The sequence below is a fragment of the Dactylosporangium sp. McL0621 genome (assembly GCF_049995355.1).
In the GTDB taxonomy this organism is placed as follows: domain Bacteria; phylum Actinomycetota; class Actinomycetes; order Mycobacteriales; family Micromonosporaceae; genus Dactylosporangium.
In genome coordinates, this window is the sequence record NZ_CP188259.1 from 6,631,008 (window position 1) to 6,649,043 (window position 18,036).

General features: G+C 74.9%; 23 protein-coding genes. 15 read left to right on the top strand and 8 right to left on the bottom strand.

Features of this window, described 5'->3' with window-relative positions:
* Positions 1–76 precede the first annotated feature (76 nt).
* The gene (locus ACPPVO_RS31355) at positions 77–526 is read left to right on the top strand and encodes a tannase/feruloyl esterase family alpha/beta hydrolase (RefSeq protein ID WP_426502142.1); all 450 of its coding nucleotides are present in this window, start codon (positions 77–79) and stop codon (positions 524–526) included.
* Between the two features lie 268 nt (positions 527–794).
* Positions 795–1,142 carry a hypothetical protein gene (locus ACPPVO_RS31360; RefSeq protein ID WP_426502143.1) on the top strand — a complete coding sequence of 116 codons (348 nt, stop codon included), beginning with the start codon at positions 795–797 and terminating at the stop codon, positions 1,140–1,142.
* Between the two features lie 12 nt (positions 1,143–1,154).
* On the opposite strand, the gene ACPPVO_RS31365 is transcribed toward ACPPVO_RS31360, so the two are convergent.
* Positions 1,155–1,775 (bottom strand): hypothetical protein, encoded by a 621-nt coding sequence (locus ACPPVO_RS31365; protein WP_426502144.1) that lies wholly within the window; start codon positions 1,773–1,775, stop codon positions 1,155–1,157.
* Positions 1,776–1,779: 4 nt separating this feature from the next.
* Complete coding sequence (locus tag ACPPVO_RS31370) at positions 1,780–2,013, bottom strand: Lrp/AsnC ligand binding domain-containing protein (RefSeq protein ID WP_426502145.1); 234 nt, start codon at positions 2,011–2,013, stop codon at positions 1,780–1,782.
* Here ACPPVO_RS31370 and ACPPVO_RS31375 point away from each other — a divergent pair.
* Positions 2,003–2,431: a hypothetical protein gene (locus ACPPVO_RS31375; RefSeq protein WP_426502146.1), complete on the top strand. Its 429-nt coding sequence runs from the start codon at positions 2,003–2,005 to the stop codon at positions 2,429–2,431. The two genes, ACPPVO_RS31370 and ACPPVO_RS31375, sit on opposite strands and share 11 nt — an antisense overlap.
* A 19-nt stretch (positions 2,432–2,450) precedes the next feature.
* On the opposite strand, the gene ACPPVO_RS31380 is transcribed toward ACPPVO_RS31375, so the two are convergent.
* Positions 2,451–3,620: a phosphotransferase family protein gene (locus tag ACPPVO_RS31380; RefSeq protein ID WP_426502147.1), complete on the bottom strand. Its 1,170-nt coding sequence runs from the start codon at positions 3,618–3,620 to the stop codon at positions 2,451–2,453.
* 62 nt (positions 3,621–3,682) lie between these two features.
* On the opposite strand from ACPPVO_RS31380, the gene ACPPVO_RS31385 reads away from it, so the two are divergent.
* Both ACPPVO_RS31385 and ACPPVO_RS31390 read left to right on the top strand, forming a co-directional pair.
* Positions 3,683–3,811, top strand: coding sequence for a hypothetical protein (locus tag ACPPVO_RS31385; RefSeq protein WP_426502148.1), 129 nt, complete (start codon positions 3,683–3,685; stop codon positions 3,809–3,811).
* Positions 3,808–3,960 (top strand): hypothetical protein, encoded by a 153-nt coding sequence (locus tag ACPPVO_RS31390; protein ID WP_426502149.1) that lies wholly within the window; start codon positions 3,808–3,810, stop codon positions 3,958–3,960. Before ACPPVO_RS31385 ends, ACPPVO_RS31390 begins: the two co-directional genes overlap by 4 nt.
* A gap of 6 nt (positions 3,961–3,966) precedes the next feature.
* Here ACPPVO_RS31390 and ACPPVO_RS31395 read toward each other — a convergent pair whose 3' ends face one another.
* Complete coding sequence (locus ACPPVO_RS31395) at positions 3,967–5,040, bottom strand: hypothetical protein (protein ID WP_426502150.1); 1,074 nt, start codon at positions 5,038–5,040, stop codon at positions 3,967–3,969.
* A gap of 128 nt (positions 5,041–5,168) precedes the next feature.
* On the opposite strand from ACPPVO_RS31395, the gene ACPPVO_RS31400 reads away from it, so the two are divergent.
* Positions 5,169–6,602 carry a hypothetical protein gene (locus ACPPVO_RS31400; protein ID WP_426502151.1) on the top strand — a complete coding sequence of 478 codons (1,434 nt, stop codon included), beginning with the start codon at positions 5,169–5,171 and terminating at the stop codon, positions 6,600–6,602.
* A gap of 2 nt (positions 6,603–6,604) precedes the next feature.
* On the opposite strand, the gene ACPPVO_RS31405 is transcribed toward ACPPVO_RS31400, so the two are convergent.
* On the bottom strand, positions 6,605–7,171 hold the full coding sequence (locus tag ACPPVO_RS31405) for a dihydrofolate reductase family protein (RefSeq protein WP_426502152.1): 567 nt from the start codon (positions 7,169–7,171) through the stop codon (positions 6,605–6,607).
* An 80-nt stretch (positions 7,172–7,251) separates the two neighbouring features.
* On the opposite strand from ACPPVO_RS31405, the gene ACPPVO_RS31410 reads away from it, so the two are divergent.
* From ACPPVO_RS31410 to ACPPVO_RS31425, 4 genes are read left to right on the top strand one after another with little or no spacing between them, the layout of a single operon-like run.
* The gene (locus ACPPVO_RS31410) at positions 7,252–7,623 is read left to right on the top strand and encodes a hypothetical protein (protein WP_426502153.1); all 372 of its coding nucleotides are present in this window, start codon (positions 7,252–7,254) and stop codon (positions 7,621–7,623) included.
* 37 nt (positions 7,624–7,660) lie between these two features.
* A complete protein-coding gene (locus ACPPVO_RS31415) occupies positions 7,661–8,020 on the top strand; it encodes a hypothetical protein (RefSeq protein ID WP_426502154.1) in 360 nt (119 codons plus the stop codon).
* A gap of 50 nt (positions 8,021–8,070) precedes the next feature.
* The gene (locus ACPPVO_RS31420; protein ID WP_426502155.1) at positions 8,071–9,093 is read left to right on the top strand and encodes an FUSC family protein; all 1,023 of its coding nucleotides are present in this window, start codon (positions 8,071–8,073) and stop codon (positions 9,091–9,093) included.
* Positions 9,094–9,110: 17 nt separating this feature from the next.
* The gene (locus tag ACPPVO_RS31425; protein WP_426502156.1) at positions 9,111–10,691 is read left to right on the top strand and encodes an MFS transporter; all 1,581 of its coding nucleotides are present in this window, start codon (positions 9,111–9,113) and stop codon (positions 10,689–10,691) included.
* Between the two features lie 3 nt (positions 10,692–10,694).
* Here the strand turns inward: ACPPVO_RS31425 and ACPPVO_RS31430 are convergent, their stop codons facing one another.
* Positions 10,695–11,837 carry a carboxylate-amine ligase gene (locus ACPPVO_RS31430; protein ID WP_426502157.1) on the bottom strand — a complete coding sequence of 381 codons (1,143 nt, stop codon included), beginning with the start codon at positions 11,835–11,837 and terminating at the stop codon, positions 10,695–10,697.
* Positions 11,837–12,841, bottom strand: a complete 1,005-nt coding sequence (locus ACPPVO_RS31435; protein ID WP_426502158.1) for a methyltransferase — start codon at positions 12,839–12,841, stop codon at positions 11,837–11,839. The genes ACPPVO_RS31430 and ACPPVO_RS31435 overlap by 1 nt, the downstream gene beginning before the upstream one ends.
* 35 nt (positions 12,842–12,876) lie before the next feature.
* Between ACPPVO_RS31435 and ACPPVO_RS31440 the strand changes: the two genes are divergently transcribed.
* Positions 12,877–13,917 (top strand): iron-containing redox enzyme family protein, encoded by a 1,041-nt coding sequence (locus ACPPVO_RS31440; RefSeq protein WP_426502159.1) that lies wholly within the window; start codon positions 12,877–12,879, stop codon positions 13,915–13,917.
* Here ACPPVO_RS31440 and ACPPVO_RS31445 read toward each other — a convergent pair.
* Positions 13,869–14,099: a CDGSH iron-sulfur domain-containing protein gene (locus ACPPVO_RS31445; RefSeq protein WP_426502160.1), complete on the bottom strand. Its 231-nt coding sequence runs from the start codon at positions 14,097–14,099 to the stop codon at positions 13,869–13,871. The genes ACPPVO_RS31440 and ACPPVO_RS31445 overlap by 49 nt on opposite strands.
* Before the next feature lie 77 nt (positions 14,100–14,176).
* Here ACPPVO_RS31445 and ACPPVO_RS31450 point away from each other — a divergent pair, with 77 nt between their 5' ends.
* From ACPPVO_RS31450 to ACPPVO_RS31465, 4 genes are all read left to right on the top strand, one after another.
* Complete coding sequence (locus tag ACPPVO_RS31450) at positions 14,177–14,590, top strand: hypothetical protein (protein ID WP_426502161.1); 414 nt, start codon at positions 14,177–14,179, stop codon at positions 14,588–14,590.
* Between the two features lie 81 nt (positions 14,591–14,671).
* Complete coding sequence (locus tag ACPPVO_RS31455) at positions 14,672–15,346, top strand: DUF6766 family protein (protein WP_426502162.1); 675 nt, start codon at positions 14,672–14,674, stop codon at positions 15,344–15,346.
* 48 nt (positions 15,347–15,394) lie between these two features.
* Positions 15,395–17,245 (top strand): acyltransferase family protein, encoded by a 1,851-nt coding sequence (locus ACPPVO_RS31460; RefSeq protein ID WP_426502163.1) that lies wholly within the window; start codon positions 15,395–15,397, stop codon positions 17,243–17,245.
* A 48-nt stretch (positions 17,246–17,293) separates the two neighbouring features.
* Positions 17,294–17,989, top strand: a complete 696-nt coding sequence (locus ACPPVO_RS31465) for a diguanylate cyclase (RefSeq protein ID WP_426502164.1) — start codon at positions 17,294–17,296, stop codon at positions 17,987–17,989.
* Positions 17,990–18,036 lie beyond the last annotated feature (47 nt).

Consider the following 18,036-nt stretch of genomic DNA (forward strand, 5'->3'; position numbering starts at 1 on the left):
ATGGCCAAGTACTCGGGCAGCGACACCACCGGACTTCGACGGCATCGCCGCCGGCGCGCCCGCAAGCAACATGGCCGTGCAGAACACGTTCCACCACGCCTGGAACGTGCTGGCCAACCGTGACGCCAACGGCGGCTACATCCTGCCGGCCGACCGGCTCCCGCTCATCCACACCGCCGTGCTCACGGCCTGCGACAGCCGCGACGGCCCGACCGACGGCGTGGTCGACGACCCGAGGCGGTGCGACTTCGACCCGGACACCCTGCGCTGCACCGCCGGCCCGGGCCCCGGCGACGTGCCTGACCCCGGCCGAGGCGACGGTGGTACGCAGCCTCTTCTCCGGGGCCGACCAGGCCTGGCCGAGGGCCGTGAACGGGAAACTGGTCCTCTGGCGCACGCAACCGGCGCGGTACGGCGTGCATTGGATCATCCGCCGACATTCGGTCCGGTGATGGTCGCCGTGCGAGCCGCGGCCCGCTCTTCAACCCCGACGGCGCGCAACCACGGCAACGAGTCGCGTCCGTGAGACGCCTCGAACCCGGCTCAAATTATTGCTCTTTCCTCCCTAAAAATTTGAAGCTCTTCGTTCTTCGCTTTTCGGCTGGCATCCGTTTGAGCGTCCGGCTGCCATGGACGCCGCGCGGCCCCGAGGCCTTCCACACGGCTCTGCTGGTCCCCGACGGCTGCCTGGAGCACTGAGCCCCGGGCGGTTCGGTGTCACGACGGCGCGTTGCGGCTACTGCACCGCCGGGAAATCAGTGGCCCGCCATGCGATCTGGGCACACGCTGGCGGTGTGGGAATGCTCGACATGATCGCGAATCGCGTCGCCGGTGGGGCGACCGTGGAGTTTCGCCCTACGGGGACGTCGATGGTTCCGTTGATCCGCAGTCGTCAGCTCGTGACGGTGGCGCCGGTGGAGCTCGCGCGTTTAGAGGTCGGGGACATTGTGCTGGCCAGGGTGGCCGGGGCGACGTACCTGCACCTGGTGTCCGCGATCGAGGCCGGCACCGGACGCGTCCAGATCAGCAACAACCACGGCCGGGTCAACGGGTGGACCAGCGGCCAGCGGGTCTACGGCATCTGTACCGCGGTCGACGGCGTCGCCCGCCCCCGCCTCGCGGGGAAGGTCCGGTGGCTCTGACTCCGCCGCGCCTCAGTACGCCATGACCTTCTTGAGCTGGGCGATGACCTGCGACAGCGATCGGTCTATCGCCCTGAATCGCCTGGCCTCGTTGGCCGGTTTGAGCACGAGGAGCCGGGTCTCGACCCGCAGCTCCCGGTAGTCGCCCAGTTTCAGCGACTTGACCGCGCTCACCGGGAGCCTCTCCCACCGGCTCCCCCGGCGCAGGAACGGCACGTCACCCGCGTGGACGCGGCGCACGGCCAGCCATGCCAGCAACAGGTCGCGCGCGCCCAGGCAGCGCTCCTCGAGGCGCTTGTCGAGGTACAGCATCGCGGGATTGTGGCTCCAGGTCACCGAGGTGCAGTAGTCGTGGCACGCGTTCTCGGCGATGGTGAGCAGCTGCAGCAGGAAGGGGTCCGAGCAGTCCTCGACCTTCTTGCTGATCGTGATGTAGTTGCGCAACGTGTCCTGGGCGGTGCGGGCGCTGACGAAGACCCGTTCGTAGCTGTCCAGGTGCTTTTCGAAGGCCCGTTGCAGATGCTCGTTCTGCGTCAGCCGCTTGTGCTGGACCAGGAACGCCACGGTGGAGCCGACCGCGACGATCAGGGCCGTTCCGAGGGCGCCGAGCGCGGTGAAGGCCGCGGGGGACATGGCGTCACCTGGTCTGCACGCGATGCATGTTCGGGATGATGATGAACGTGCGGGTCACGGTGACGATCGGCAGCTTCTGGATCTGCTCCATCACGAGCCGGTGGAGCTCCTCGATGGACGTGGTCTCGATTCGCGCGATGACGTCGGCCTCGCCGTAGACCGCCTCGACCTCCTTGACGAACTGGGGATAGTCCTCCAGGAGCCGGTTGACGAGGTCGCCGGAGCTCTTGGCCGGCACCGTGATCAGCAGGTATGCCGAAACTACGGAATGGTTGGTCATGGGCGGGATCCGATCTGGGGCGGGCGGCGATGCACGGGTCTCGATCTCGCCGCTGGTCCTCATGGTGGCACGGTCGCGCACGCATCTTCGCTCTTCCGAGGTCGCCCAAAAGGGCACTCCGCAACACCATGGGGAATGGCTGCGGAACCAGTCCAGGTTCTACGGCCGCTTCAACGCGGTCGTTCTGCTCAGCGCCCCCGCTGACGTGATCCTGGACCGGGTCGCGCGCAGGACGACGAACGACTACGGGAAGAGTCCGGTGGAACGCGCGACGATCCTGGACGACCTCGCCACGGTCGAGCCGCTGCTGCGCGCGGGAGGCACGCACGAGCTGGACGCGCCGGCCGGCCGCTCGACGACGTCGTCGCCGACCTGATCGCGATCGCGTCGGCGGCTCAGCGTCCGGCCCGGGCCGGTCGGAACGCGGGGAACACCGCGGGCGGCGGGGTTGTCGCGTCCGGCCAGCGGGCGGACATCGCGTCGGCCAGCCGGGCGAACCAGGCCGCCATCGCCGGCAGCGTCGCGGCCCGCTCGGCGAGCCCGGTGAACACCCGGATCTGCTGCACGAGCTGCGCCCGGCGGCGCCGGCTGGTGTCCGGAGGCTGGCCGGGAGCGGCAAGCAGTGGCAGCCGTTGTACCCGAACAGCCAGGGCGGCCGCCGCACCGACCGCGAGCGCCTGGTCGAGGCGGCCGAGGACCTCGGCGGGCATGGACTCCGCCAGTTCCCGGCGGTAGGCCCGATCGGCCTCGGTCACCACGCTGCCGGGCAGCGTCGCCCAGTGGGCGCTGTACATCGGGAACGGGAAGTGCAGGAACGACACGTCGAAGCCGAGATGGCCGAAGATCGCGCCTTCGAAGTCCACGAGACGCACGCCCTGCGGCGTCACCAGCGCGTTGCCGGGATTGAGGTCGGTGTGCGTCAGGGCCGCGAACGGGCCGGCGTCGGCGATGCGATCCTCGACGAACGCGGCGTCACCGGCCGCTCCGCGCGCGTCCGGCAGGCCCAGCCCGGCGCACGCGACCTCCACGTCCCGCCACCGGTCCACACCGGGCCACGGCAGTCCGGGGCCGGCGTCCGTCTCCGGCGCGCCGAGACCTGCCAGCGCCCGCCGGTACCCCTCCCCCGCGCTGCGGGTGCCGGCGTGCAGCCGACCGACGGCCACGCCGAGCTCGACCACCGCCCGCGCGGCGGCGTCGGCATCGGCGCCGAGCAGGACGTTCTCCAGCGTCGGCCCGTCCGCCAGATCGGTGGTGACGACGACGCCCGCGGCCTGGTCGGAGGCGATGAACCGCGCGGCGACCCCGGTGGGTGCGACCGTCCGCAACGCGGCCTCCTCCCGTCGCAGCCCGGCCGGGCCCCCATGACCGGCCCCGTCGGCCCGGCGGGTCTTGACCACGACGGTCCGGCCGACGCCGGGCAGGTCACGGTCGAACGTCAGCCGCGTGACCGGGGCCCAGTCGTGCCCGAGCGGCATCTGCGCCACCAGCGACGCGGACCCACCGTGCAAGGGGCGCAACAACGCGAGGACCGTGTCCCGCTGGTGCGCGGTCAGGGGATGGTGCACGAGGCATTCTTACCGGTGACGGTACGCGCCCGCGGTGCCGGACGGGACCTATCCTGCTGCCCATGTCCCTGGACGAGGCCGAGCCCCGGCTGAAGCCGTCTCAGGCCCGGCGGCTGCGGGTCGCCCTGGCCGCGGCCCGGTCCGGGGAGGGGCCGGTCCACACCGAGTTCGGCCGGCGGGTCGCGGCGTGACGGCCAGGTTCGCGGCGGTCTACTGCGACGGCTGGGGACGCCGGGCCGTTCACGGTCGCAGTGGGTACGACACCACCGGCGCGGTGGCGTGCTTCGTCGCCGACATGCTGCTGTTCACCCCGGCCGGGGACGACGACGAAGACGACTGAGTGTGCTCAGTAGCCGATAGCGGTCGCGGCGACCGCGCGGAGTTCGGACGCGTCGCGGGCGGGCACGTACAGGTCGGGCAGGTCGCGCGGGGACTCGTGGAAGAGGATGCCGTAGAGCGTGGCCGCGTCCAGGTAGCGCGCGGCGTCGTTCGGGTGTTTGCCGTCCGGGTCGATCAGGTACGACGGGCCGTAGGTGGCGATCACCGTCTCGAACTCGTCGCCGATCGGGGCCAGGACGTTCGGGGTGGGCAGGGCCGCCGAGAGGGTTGCGTAGCCGGCGTCGATCGCGGTTTTCGCCGCGGCCCGGGACGGGAACGGGGACGGGTCCACCAGGGCCCAGTTCTTGAACAGCACCACCCGGCCGCCCGGCTTCAGGGCGCGGGTGAACGTCGGGGCGTACGTGTGCAGCAGCGTGTCCAGCGCGGCCGTCGGGTCGGTGGCGACCAGCGTGCTGTACTCCTGCAGCACGATGTAGTCGTACCGCCGGCCGCCGTTCAGGGCCGGGGCCGGCAGGCCCTCGTCCCAGGTCTGGTGCAGCGTGTACCCGGAGTGGATGACCTCGGTCACGTTGAGGGTGCGGCCGGTCGACGCGGCCAGGCGGTGCACGAGCCCGGGCGTGTCCTCGTGCGTGGCCCGCGTGAAGCTGCCGAGCAGGCTGTTGCCCACGAACAGGACGTCGAGTGCGGCCGGGGCGGCGGGGCCGGCGGTGACCGTGAAGCGGACCCGGGCGTCGCCGTTCGGCACGGTGTACTCGCCCGGCTCGGTCGGCAGCGGCGAGTCCACGGCGCCGGCTCGAAGGGTGAAGCGGCGGCCGGCGAGGCGGGACAGGTCGATCACGGTGCCGTCGGTGAGCGGGCTCAGCCCGAGCACCGGCCGGTGCGTGGCCGCGTCGACGACCGCGACGCCGTGGCCCGCCCAAACGCCGGCGCCGGCGGAGGTGGCCCCGTGGCCCGCCCAAACGCCGGCGGCGGCGGCGGAGGTGGCCGCGGACTCGCGGGGCGTGGCCCAGACCAGCCCGGTTGAGAGCACCACGGCGATCGCCAGCACGGCGGCGATCCACAGCCGGTGACGGTAAGGCATCCCGCGGTAACTCCTCGAACACGACGCTGGCACAGGGGCCCGCCCAGCGTCGTCACCGCGGCGCGGACAGTCAATCGATCGCGCGGCCGCGATGTCGACCCGGACGTCCGACGCCGTAGGGTGCTGGCGTGGCGGTCCCCGCGTACGTCGTCGAGCACGCGACCCGGCTCCGGCTCGCCGGGGACTGGCGTGGCGCGTGCGCGGTGGCGAACGTCGTGCCGGACGCGAGCCTTGCGGATCTTCCGCACCTCGCGCCGGACCTGCTGCGGTGGTACCTGGAGCGCGAACCGCGGTGGCGGACGTTCACCGGGTTCCGGTTCGGCCTGGGGCGGCACGGCGCCGGGTGGCTCGTCGCCCGGATGGCCTACGGCGAGCCGCAGCGCATCGAGCTGCACGTCGAGGCGGCTCCCCCGGCGCTGGAGCTTCCGCGCTACCAGTGGGACTCCGGGTGTACCGCCGAGCTGCGCGCCCGCTGCGGCGGCGCGACCCGCACGCCGTTCTTCGACCCGGCCGGCCGGCGCCTCGAGCCGGACGAGCTCGGCGGGGCCGGTCCGGAAGGCGTCACCGAGCGGGCCCTGGCGCGGCACGACGCGGGCCGGTCCGCCGACGCCTGGGCCGAGGCCGGGTTCGACCTGCGGGTGCGGCTGTTCGACCCCGCGTGGGGGCCGGTGCGGACCAGCGCGGCCGCGCTCGCCGGCGACGAACGGGCGCGTGGCCGCGAGGTCGACAAGGTGCTGGCGGGGCTGCGACCGGTACACCTGACGCTTGTCGAACCGCGAGAGCATCCGGTCCGCCTCGACTGGCCCGGCCGCGGTCTCGTCGTCGAGTGGCCCGCCGGGGCCCGGCCGCGCGCGACGCTCGTGCCGATGCCGACCCGCAAGGAGCGCGCCGCCGGGCGTGACGCGGTCGAGCGCGCCGAGTTCGGCCGCCCGATCGCCGAGATCCCGCGCATCTGGCCCGACCGGGTGCGGATGCCGCCCGAGGTGGCCGGGCTGCTCGCCGGCACGCTGAGCCGCGCCGGCCTGCACCCGCTCGTGCAGGCCGCGCTCTTCCCGGCCGCGGTCCCGCTGCGGCCGCCCGCGCCGCCGCCGCTGCCGGACCGGGTCCGGGTGTACTGCGGCGGCGCGGTCCACGCGATCGTCATGCGCGACGGCGCGCTCCACGTGCCGCACAGCCCGGGCGAGATCGACCGCGAACGGGCGCTCGCCGCGCTCGGCGGCCGCGTCCAGGGCTGCGTGGCCGCGCTCGATGGGTGGCGCGACCCGGCGGTGCGGATGCCGCGGCAGATGCGCGCGCTGCGCGACCGGGTCCTCGCCCTCGTCCGCCACGGCGACCCCGACGCGCTGGCCGCGGCCCTCGACCGCGGCCTCGACCCGCACCTGCGCGACACCCTCGGCGCGACGCTGCTGCACCTGCTGCCGCACTTCCCCGGCACCGGCCTGGTCCCGCGGCTGCTCGCCGCGGGCCTGGACCCGTCGGTGCGGGAGTGCTTCAACCGCACCGCGGCCGAGCGCGCGGCCGAGGCCGAGCGCCCCGACCTGGTGCGGGCGCTGGCGGCCTGAGGTCAGGGGCGCTCCGGGCGGTACCGCACGTTCACCACCGCCCGCGGCTCCCCCTCGCGCGCCGCCAGCAGGCGGACCGGGGCGCCGCCGGGGTTGTCGAACAGCCGGATGCCGTGGCCGAGCAGGACCGGGGCGATGTGGAGGTCGATCTCGTCGATCAGGCCCCGCTCGATCAGCTGCCGGCCGATCGTCGGCGAGAAGACCTCGAGGTTCTTGCCGCCGGCGGCCGCCAGGCCGATGCGCACGGCCTCGGCCACGTCGCAGTCGAGGAACGTGACGCCCGCCGCGGGCCGGGCGTCCTCGGGGTGGTGGGTGAGCACGAAGATCGGGCCCTGCCACGCCCCGCCGTACGGCCGCGCGCCGTCGATGGCGGCGTCCCACCCGCTGCGGCCGCCGAGGACGGCGCCGGTCGTCTCGACGTACTCGGCGACGAGCCCGGGGCGGAAGGACATCCCCCGGTCCATCCAGTCCATCGCGTGGCCGGGCCCGGCCACGAACCCGTCCAGGGACATCGTGAAGTGCCACAGGACCTTGCCCGCGGCCGTCTGCCGCTCGGTGTCGTTGCTCATGCGGGTTCAGACGAGCCGGGGCCCGCGAAATCATCGCCGGTTCCCGGAGGGTTTCCTTCAGGTGCCGGACGGTTGCGCCGATGGTCCCTGCGTACGCCAGCCACGGCGCCGTCTACCTCAAGCAGAACGGCCACACCACCCGCCTCACCCAGGACGAGGTCAGCGCCCAGCCCGTGCTTTCCCCGGACGCCACCCAGATCGCCCACGTGCACAACAGCACCGTCTGGGTCATGAACCTCGACGACACCGCGAAGCACCAGGTGAGCGACCGCGCCGGCCGCAACCCGGCGTGGGACGCCGGCGGCGTGCGCCTCACCTACACCGCCACCTCCTGCACCGGCGCCCCCGGCACCTTCCGCACCGGCACATCCGGCGGCGTCGCGTCCGAGGTCCTCGCCCCGTCCGCGTGCGTGAGCCAGGACGCCCCGCCGGCCGGCTACATCACCGGCTGACACTCACGGCGAGGCGCCGGGCAAGTCATAATCACCTATGCGTACTCCGCCCTGGCCGGTCGCGGTGGCGGCCGGTCTCTACGCCCTGCTCTGCGTGTCCCTGCTCGCGATCGGCGTCTCGGTCCTCTTCGCCGACGACGCGGGCGGCTGGGGTTTCACCATCGTCGCGCTGGTCGCCGCGGCCGTTCCCGCGCTGCTCGCGCACGGCCTGTGGCGCGGCTATCGCGGCGCGCGCGTCGTCGCCTGCATCTTCGCCGTCGTCGGCCTCGTCACCGGCCTGCAGCGGCTCGGCGAAGGCGACCTCTTCGGGCTGGCCCTGATCGCCGTGCACGCCTTCATCGCGGTCGCGGTCACCGTCCCGAGGGCGTCGCGGGCCTGGTTCACGCCGCCGGCCTGACACCGGCAACTCGCGGTGCCGCCCGGGCCGCGAACGGTACCGTGATCCGGATGGCCGCGCGACGGGAATGGGTGGCCGCCGCGCTGCGGGTGACGCCGGTGACCGGCAGCCGCTGGACGGCCGCCCGCGCCGCCACCACCATGCTCGCCGCCCTCCTCGCCCTGTGGCTCGCCGGCGCGCTCGGCCACGCCGCCTACGCCACCTTCGGCGCGTTCGCCTCGGTCTACGGCGGCACGGCCCGCTCGCCGCGCCGGTGGCGGCTGCAGGCGGCGCTCGGCGCGCTGCTCACCACGGCCGTCGCCACCGGCGCGGCGGTCGGCACCCTCGAGCAGCGGGCCTGGCTCTCCGTGCCCGTGGCCGCCGCCTGGGCGGCCGGCACGGCGTGGCTCTCCGACCGTTTCGCCTGGCGGCCGCCGGGGCCGATGTTCGCGGTGTTCGCGGTGTCCACGTGCGCGGCGATCCCCACGCCGCCGGGCCGCGTCGCCACGGCGGTGCTGGTCGCGGCGGCCACCGCGGCGTTCGCGGTGGTCCTGGGCGCGGCCGAGGCCAGCCTCCCGGGAACCGCGGCGCCGGCCCCGCCCGCGCCGGCGCCGCCGCGGGAGCGGCGGCGGCTGCACGCGGTGCGCTGCGCGGTGGCGGTCGCGCTCGCCGGGGCCGTCACGACCGCGTCCGGGCTCGGGCACCCCTACTGGGCGATGACGGCGTCGGTGGTACCGCTGGCGGTCATCGAACTGCACCACCAGCTGCTGCGCGGCCTGCACCGGGTCGCCGGCACCGCGGCCGGGCTCGCCGTCGCCGCCGGGCTGCTGGTGCTGCCGCTGCCCGTGCCGGCGACCCTCCTGCTGGTCGCGGCCCTCCAGGCCGGCGCGGAGCTGCTGGTGGTGCGCCACTACGCCGCCGCGCTGGTCTTCATCACGCCGTTGGCGCTGCTCGTCGGGCAGGTCGCGGACCGGCGGCCGGTGCCGGAGCTGATCCTGTCCCGGTTCGCCGAGACGCTGGTCGGCGTCGGCATCGGCGTGGCGGTCGCCGCCCTCACCCGGCGGCGTGACCCCGTTGTTTCCGGGGCCGGTTGAGGGGTAGCGGCAGCGGAGTGACCGCCCCGGCGTCGACGTGGAGCCCGCTGCGCATCGGGGTGTTCCGGGTGCTCTGGCTCGCGGTGCTCGGCAGCCAGGTCGGCACGTGGATGCAGACGGTCGGGGCGCAGTGGCTGCTCGTCGACCGGCCCGGGGCGCCCGCGCTGGTGTCGCTGGTGCAGACGGCGGGCACGCTGCCGGTGGTGCTGCTGGCGCTGCCGGCCGGGGTCCTCGCCGACTCGCTGGACCGGCGGCGGCTGCTGATCTGGGTGCAGCTGTTCATGCTCGCGATCGGCGTACTGCTCACCGGCCTGACCATGGCCGGACAGATGACCCCGCCGCTGCTGCTGGCGCTCACGTTCGGGCTGGGCTGCGGCATGGCCATGACCAACCCGACGTACCAGGCGCTGATTCCGGAACTGGTGCCGCGCGCCCAGCTGCCGTCGGCGGCCGCGCTCGGCTCGGTCAGCGTCAACCTCGCCCGGGCGGTCGGGCCGGCGGTGGCCGGCGTGCTCATCGCGCACACCGGGGTCGCCGCCGTCTTCGGCATCAACGCGGCGTCGTTCCTGCTCTTCGCGGTCGTGCTCTTCTTCTGGCGGCGGCATCCGGAGCCGGACGAGATGCTGCCCGAGCCGTTCCTGGCCGCCCTGCGCGCCGGGGGCCGCTACGTGCGCCACTCCCCGACGCTGCGCCGGTTCCTGTTCCGCATCGAGCTGTTCGTCCTGCCCGCCGTCGCGCTGTGGGCGCTGCTGCCGGTGCTGGCGAGCCGGCGGCTGCACATGGGCGCGGGCGGCTACGGGCTGCTGCTCGCCGCGCTCGGCGCCGGCGCGGTCGGCGGGGCGGTGATGCTGCCGAAGCTGCGCGAGGCGCTGTCGGACAACCGGATGCTCGGCATCGGCAGCGCGATCTACGCGCTCGCGCTCGCCGCCGTGGCGCTGGTGCGCGAGCCCGCGGTCGTCGTGGCCGCGCTCGTGCCCGCCGGGTTCGCCTGGATCGCCGTGCTGTCCAACGCCAACGCCGGGCTGCAGCTGTTCCTGCCGAACTGGGTGCGGGCCCGGGGGCTGGGCACGTACCAGAGCGCCTTCTTCGGCGGCCAGGCGCTCGGGGCGTTCGGCTGGGGCCTGCTCGCCCAGCACGCCGGCCTGGTGCCCGCGCTGCTGGTCGCGGCCGCGATGACGGCGGCCGGGGCGGCGACGATCCCGCTGTGGCCGCTCATCGACACCCGCCACCTCGACCGGGAGCCCGCCACGTTCTGGCCGGAGCCGCGGCTGACCGTGGAGCCGGACCGGTTCGCCGGGCCGGTCGTGGTCGAGGTGACGTACGCGATCGCGCCGGAGAACGAGCCTGCGTTCCTGGCCGCGGCCGGCGCGCTGCGGCGCACCCGGATGCGGACCGGGGCGGTGCGGTGGGGCCTGTTCCGCGCCGGGGAGGTGGCCGGCGAGATGGTCGAGGTGTATGTCGTGCTGACGTGGGACGAGCACCTGCGCCAGCACGCCGGCCGGCTGACCGGGGCCGACCGGGAGATCGACCTGCGGGTGCAGGCGCTGTCGGAGCGCCCGCCGACCGTGGTGCACCTGCTGCCGGCCCGCCCGCGGTAGGGCTCAGCTGCCGATGGTGGCCTCGGTGAGCTCCGTCATCGCGCCCGGCAGCCCGGCCCCGTGGGCGGCGGCGCGGCGCTGCCGGTCCGCGCCGGTGCCGTACTCGCGCAGCTCGGCCAGGCCCGACACGACGTGGGCCCGGTCGCCGTGGCGGTCCAGGGCCGGGCCGACCGTGGCGACCAGCTCGTCGACCAGGTCCCAGGCCGGGCGCGGCTCGTGGCTGCGCAGGTCGATCAGGGTGCCGCTCAGCCCGGTGTGGGCGGCGTTCCAGTGCGCCGCGCGCAGCAGGTGCTCCGGCGGGCGCAGCGCCTCGCGGCCCGCGGCGATGCCCGCGATCGACGTGGCGACCAGGGCCCGTACGAGCCCGGCGATGACGACGGTCTCGCCCGCGGTCGGGCACACGTCGCCGACGCGGATCTCCACGGTTGGGTACCGCAGCGAGGGCCGCGCCCACCACAGCACCATCGACGCGTCGAGCATGACCCCGGTCGCGACGAGCTCGCCGACGACCCGCTCGTATTCCTCGACCGAGTGCAGGTACGGCGACGGGCCGAGGCTGGGCCAGCGTTCGAGGGCCATGCCGCGCCAGCTCGTGTGCCCGGTGTCCGCGCCGGCGTGGAACGGCGAGTTGACGCTCAGCGCCTGCACGACCGGCAGCCAGGGCCGGATCGCGTTGCAGACCTGGATCGCCAGCTCGCGGTCGGGCACGCCGATGTGCACGTGGAAGCCGCACAGCGCCGGGTCGTGCGCGATGGGGCCGTAGTGGCGGGCGATCGCGTGGAAGCGGGGCGTGTCGACGACCTCGAGGTCGGGCTCGCCGACCGGGGTCGCCGCTACCGCGACGAGCCGGGCGCCCACCGCCTCGGCGGCCGCGCCGGCCCCGGACCGGTTCTCGCGCAGCGCACGGTACAGCTGCGTCAGGTCGGTGCAGACCGGGCTGACCATCTCCATCATGCTGCGCCGGAACTCGATCTGGCTGCGCTCGCGCAGGGCGGCCGGCAGCGCCTCCCGGGCCGCGTCGGCGCGCGGCGCGTTCTGCCACGAGCGCGGGTCGAGCAGGAGGAACTCCTCCTCGACGCCGACGGTGAGGGTCAGCCGGGCGAGGGTCTCGGCCACCTGAGCCGGACTCAGCACGGTCAGCGACATCAGGTTTCCTCCCGGAGAACCGCGGCGGGACGGGTGGCGACGAGCACGGCGATCGCGATCCGGTCGGCGTGGCCGTAGGCGGGCTCGAGCAGGTTCTCCCCGTAGACGTCGGGGTCGATCTCGCGGTACGTCCACCGCAGCCCGGTGCCGGCGAGCCGCGCGGTGGCGGCGTCCAGCAGCGGGTCCCGGCCGCCGGCGATCCCGGTGCCGCTGAGCAGCACGAGCGACCCGCCCGGGGCGAGGCGCCGCACGGCGGTGTCGAGCACGTCGAGGGGCAGGTCGTGGCCGTGCGGGCCGCCGCCGTCGCGGTAGGCGCGGCCCTCCGGGTCGATCATGAAGGGCGGGTTGGAGACGATCAGGTCGAACGGGCCGGGTACGCCGGTGAGCAGGTCGCTGTGGCAGGGGCGCACGTTTGCCACGCCGGCCAGGGCGGCGTTGATCCGGGCGTAGCGCAGCGCCGTGGGGTTGATGTCGACCGCGACGACCTCGGCCGCGGGGAGGCGCTTGGCGACCGCGACGGCGACGGCGCCGCTGCCGGTGCCGATGTCGGCGACCCGGGCCGGCCGGTCCCGCCGCGCGGCCAGGTGGGCGAGCACGGCGTCGACGGTGCGGTGCGTGTCGGGGCCGAAGAATACCGCGTCGGGGCCGGCCGGCGGGAACGCCGAGTGGATGAACAGCTCGCCGTCGTAGGCCGAGACCCGGATCGCGCTGCGCCGCCCGCCGGGCCCGCCGTGCAGCGCCCCGGCCGCCTCCAGCAGCTCGACGACGTCGCCCGGCAGGGCGTCGCGGTCGAACGGCCGGCTCCACCCGAGCACGTCGGTCACGGTGTGCCCGCGGGCGTTGCCGGGGCGCCGGTTCACCCGTTCGTGGGTCGCCGGGGTGACGGTGGTGAACCGGTACCCGGCGGCCTTGAGCCGTGTGCCGAGCCGCAACAGCGCCGCGTCGGGCTCGGCGGGAGCCTCGATCGTGGAGGTCATGGCCTGCGACTTCCCCGAAAATCTCATGCTTAACCGAAGTTTGCGCGGGAAGGTGATCACCCATGCAGCTACCCCAGGCTCGCGGACCCGTGTCGGCCACCCTCGTCGACGCGCTCGCCGGTCCCCCGCGCGACCTCCCCGCTCACCCCGCGTTCGCGGCCGCCGACCCGCTCGGCGACGAAGACCTCCAGCTGACCCTGCACATCGGCTACGAGCTGCACTACCGGGGCTACGACGACGTCGACGACGGCTGGGAGTGGCACCCGTCCCGCCTCGCACTGCACCAGGCGGCCGAGCGCCGCTTCGAGACCGCGCTGCGCCGCCTCGTACCCATGCCCGCCGCCGTGGCACCGGCCGCGGTACCGGGCGCGCTCACGGCCATCCTGGAGGCCGACGACGGCCCGCCGCTGTCGAAGTACCTCACCGGCCGCGCCACCCTCGAACAGTTCCGCGAGTTCGTCATGCACCGCTCGATCTACCACCAGCGCGAGGCCGACCCGCACACGTGGGCCATCCCGCGCCTCGGCGGGCGGGCCAAGGCGGCCCTGGTGGAGATCCAGGCCGACGAGTACGGCGGCGGGCGCCCCGAGCGCATGCACGCCGAGCTGTTCCGGACCACGATGCGCGAGCTGGGCCTCGACGACACCTACGGCGCCTACCTGGAGTCGGCCCCGGCGGTCACCCTGGCCGTGAACAACCTCATGTCGCTGTTCGGGCTCAACCGGCGGCTGCTCGGCGCGATCGTGGGCCACCTCGCGATCTACGAGATGACCTCGTCGCTGCCGAACCGCCGCTACGGCAACGGCCTGCGCCGGCTCGGCGGCGGCGCGGACGCGACCCGCTTCTACGACGAGCACGTCGAGGCCGACGCGGTGCACGAGCAGATCGCGGCGCACGACCTGTGCGCGGCCTACTGCGCGGACCTGCCGCCGGCGCGCCGGGCCGGGCAGACCTCACTGGTGCTGTTCGGCGCCGCGTGCGCGCTCGCCCTCGACGCGCGCTTCGCCGGGCACCTCCTGGCGCGCTGGGAGGCCGGCGGGAGCTCGCTGCGGGATCAGGCCGGCTCGATCGGCCGGCGGCTGGTCGGGGCGCTGGGGGCCTGAAAGCCCACCACCTTGTGGGTACCGTCGCAGAACGGCTTGATCGCCGAGCGGCCGCACCGGCACAGCGCGACGGTGCGCCGGCCCGGGTCGATGACCTCACCGTCCTGGGTGAGCAGGGTGAAGTTGCCGCGCAGCAGCAGCGGGCCGTCCTCGCAGGGGGTGACGGAGGCAGCGTCGTCCATGCCCAGTGCTGTGCCCGGGCCACCCGCGGCCAAACGCCGATGTGTGGCGGGTGACCGCCCCGGGAATGGGTGAGGGCATGCGCATGATCGCCGTCGCCGTGCTGGGACCCCTGATGGCGCTGGGGCTGGTGGGCTGCGGTGACACGGGCGCCCGCGCCGACGCCGCCGTCGCCACCGCCGACAGGCTGCTCGGCGCCGTGCGCGACGGCGACGGCGCGGGCGCGTGCGGCCTGCTCGCGCCGGACACGGCGGACGAGGTCGCGAAGAACGCGGGCCGGCCGTGCGCCGACGCGATCACCGGCGAGGACCTGCCGGGCCCGGGCGACGCCACACGCGTGCGGGTCGACGGGCAGTGGGCCCAGGTCGTGATCGCCGCCGACGGCGACGGCACGCTGTTCCTGGCAATGTTCCCGGGCGGCTGGCGGGTGGTGGCCGCCGGCTGCCGGTCCCGCGGCGAGCGGCCCTACGACTGCTCGGTCCAGGGAGGCTGACGTGCGCACCCTGTTCGTGCTGTGCCTCGTGTTCATCGGGGCCGGCCTGACGTACTTCATCGCGCTGGGGCTGATGCACCGATGAGAGCGAAGCTGCGCGAGCACTCCCTGGGCCTCGTCTTCGGGCTGCTGTTCCTGCTGGCGCTGGTCGGCCAGGCCCTCGTCGGGCACGCCCAGTTCAACGCCGAGCAGCTGACCGACGGGCTGCCGGCGGTGTCGCTGCTGCGGTACGTGACCTCGGCCTCCTTCGCCGCCGACGTCGCCGAGAACTGGCAGTCGGAGTACCTGCAGTTCTTCCTCTACATCGTGCTCACCGTGTGGCTGGTGCAGAAGGGCTCGCCGGAGTCGAAGCAGCTCGACGAGGCCGGCACCGAGTCCGACGAGGAGCAGATGGTCGGCCCGCACGCCCGCCCCGGCTCGCCCGCCTGGGCCCGCACCGGCGGCTGGCGCGCGGCGCTGCTGTCCAACTCGCTCGGCGCCGTCATGGGCGTGATCTTCCTGCTGTCCTGGCTGGCGCAGTCGATCGCGGGCGTGAGCTCGTTCAACGAGCGGCAGCTGGCCGACCGGCAGGACCCGGTGAGCTGGGCGAAGTACCTGCTGGAGCCCGACTTCTGGAACCGCACGCTGCAGAACTGGCAGTCGGAGCTGCTCGCCGTCGCGTCCATGGCGATCCTGTCGATCTACCTGCGCCAGCGGGGCTCGCCGGAGTCGAAGCCGGTCGGCGCCCCCCATCGGGCCACGAGCCTGGAGGGATAACCCCGCCGGGGCGGTTTGCGGGTCCGGCCCGGGGGCAGCGGGCGCCGCGTGTCGCTGCGCTACCAGCCGTCGCTGGACGGTCTGCGGGCCGTCGCGCTGGGCGGGGTGCTGCTCGCGCACGGGCTGCCCGCGGTGCTGCCCGGCGGATTCCTGGGCGTCGACCTGTTCTTCGTGCTCTCCGGCTACCTGATCACGTCGCTGCTGCTGGACGAGTACGACTCCCAGGGCCGCCTCCGGCTGGGCGAGTTCTGGCGGCGCCGCGCCCGGCGGCTGCTGCCCGCGCTCGCGCTCGTCGTCGCGTTCGTCGTCCTCGCCGGGCCGCGGCTGCTGCCCGGGCAGGACCCGGCGCCGCTGCGCCCCGACGCCGTGGCCGCGCTGACGTACTGGGCCAACTGGCGCATGATCTACCGCGGCGGTGACTACTTCACCCAGACCGCCGCCGCCTCGCCGCTGCAGCACACCTGGTCGCTGGCGATCGAGGAGCAGTTCTACCTGCTGTGGCCGCTGCTGCTGATGCTCGCCGGGCGCCTCCCGCACCCCCGCCGGTGGATCGGCGCCGGCGCCCTGGCCGGAGCGGCGGCCTCGGCGGTGGCGGCCGCGGTGCTGTACGACCCGGCCGCGCCCGACCGCGTCTACTTCGGCACCGACACGCGGGCGAGCGCCCTGCTCATCGGGGCCGCCCTCGCCGCGGCCCCGCCCGGCCTGCGGGGCCGCCGATGGGCCGCCGCGATCGGGGCCGCGGTCCTCGCCGCCGCCGCGCTGGGCGTCCACGGCGACACCGCCGCGCTGTACCGCGGCGGCTTCGTGCTCATCGCCCTCGCGGCCGCCGCCGTCGTCGCCGCGCCCGCGCGCGTGCTCGGCGTGGCGCCGCTGCGCTGGATCGGCCGCGTCTCCTACGGCGGCTACCTGTGGCACTGGCCGCTGTTCGCGATCCTCGACGCCGAGCGCACCGGCCTGGCCGGCCCGCCCCTGTTCGCGGTCCGGGTGGGGGCCACCCTCGCCGCCGCCGCCGCGAGCTTCCACCTCGTGGAGCAGCCGGTCCGGCGCCGGCGTCCGCTCCCGGCGATCGCCACGGCCGCGGCGGCGATCGCCCTGCTCGCCGCGGTTCCCGCGGAAAAGCCCCAGACCGCGGCGGTGGTACCTCCGGTGCCGGCGACGCCCGCCGCGGCGCCGGTCGCGGCGCCCGCGGTCGCGACTCCCCCGGTGCGGCGAGCGGGGCGCCGGCCGGGACCGCCCCGGGTCACCGTCATCGGCGACTCGGTCTCGTGGACCCTCGGCGCCTACTGGCCCGGCGCCGCGGAGTTCACGCTGAGCAACCAGGGCGTGCAGGGCTGCGGCATCGCCGTGCTGCCCGACGTGCGCTACGGCGGCGCGCTGCACGCCAACTACCCGTACTGCGCCACCTGGGAGTCGCGCTGGGGCGGGTCCGTCGCCGCCGACGACCCGGACGTGGTGGTGATCCTGCTCGACCGGTGGGAGCTCATGGACCGCCGGCTCGGCGACCGCTGGACCCACGTCGGGGAGGCGGACTACGACGCGTACCTCACCGGCCAGCTGGACCGCGCCCTCGACCTCGCCGCCGCGCACGGCGCCCGCGTCGCGCTGCTGAGCGCGCCGTACACCCACCGCGAGGAGCGCCCGGACGGCGGGCTGTGGCCGGAGGACGAGCCCGCGCGGGTCGACGCCTGGAACCGGCTGCTGGCCCGGGCCGCCGCGGACCACCCGAGCCGGCCGGTGGTGCTGGACCTCAACCGGGTGCTGTGCCCGGCCGGGGCGTTCGCCTGGACCGTCGGCGGGGTCCGGGTGCGCAGCGACGGCCTGCACCTCACCCCGGACGGCGTGCGCCAGGTCGTCGCGCCGTGGCTCGCGCCGCAGCTGGCCCGGCTGGCGACCATCTGAAACCGGACCGCAACGCAGCATCGGGGCCGGGCGGCCGAACTTACCGGCATGCGCAGTCGTCTGGCCTCGGCCTACCTCGCCGTCGCGGCGGCGGCGGTCCTCGGGTTCCTCCTCGTCCCCGACGGCAGCCTCACCCAGACGCAGGTCGCCTGCGGCTGGCTCGGCGCCGCGGCGATCGTGGCCGGCGTGCGCCGGCACCGCCCCGCCGTCCCGGCCGCCTGCTGGCTGATCGCGGCCGGCGTGGCCGGCAACGCCGCCGGCATCGGCGTGGAGACGATCCTGACCCGGACCATGGCCGACCCGGGGTTCCCGTCGTGGGCCGAGGCGGCCTACCTGTCGCTGTACCCGTTCGCCGCGGCCGGCCTGATCCTGCTCGTGCGGCGCCGCAGCCCGCAGCGCAACCGGTCCACGATCGTCGACGCCAGCACCCTCAAGGAGGCCGCGGCCGCCTGGCAGCACCACCTGCGCACGGTCGACCTGCTCGCCCGCTACGGCGGCGAGGAGTTCGTCGTCCTGCTGCCCGGCGCGACCGCCGAGGTGGCCGCGCGCATCCTCGACCGCATGCGCGAGGCGACGCCGCTGGGGCAGACGTTCTCGGCCGGCATCGCGCTGCTGGCCGACGGCGAGGGCTCCGACGAGCTCGTCGCCCGGGCCGACGCCGCCCTCTACGCGGCCAAGCGGGCGGGCCGCGACCAGGTGGCGGTGGCGGGCGCCACGGAGCTGCACCCGGCCCGCACGGCCTGACCCACCGGCAGCTTCCGGGGTCACCCGGGACGACTACCCCCTCGGCG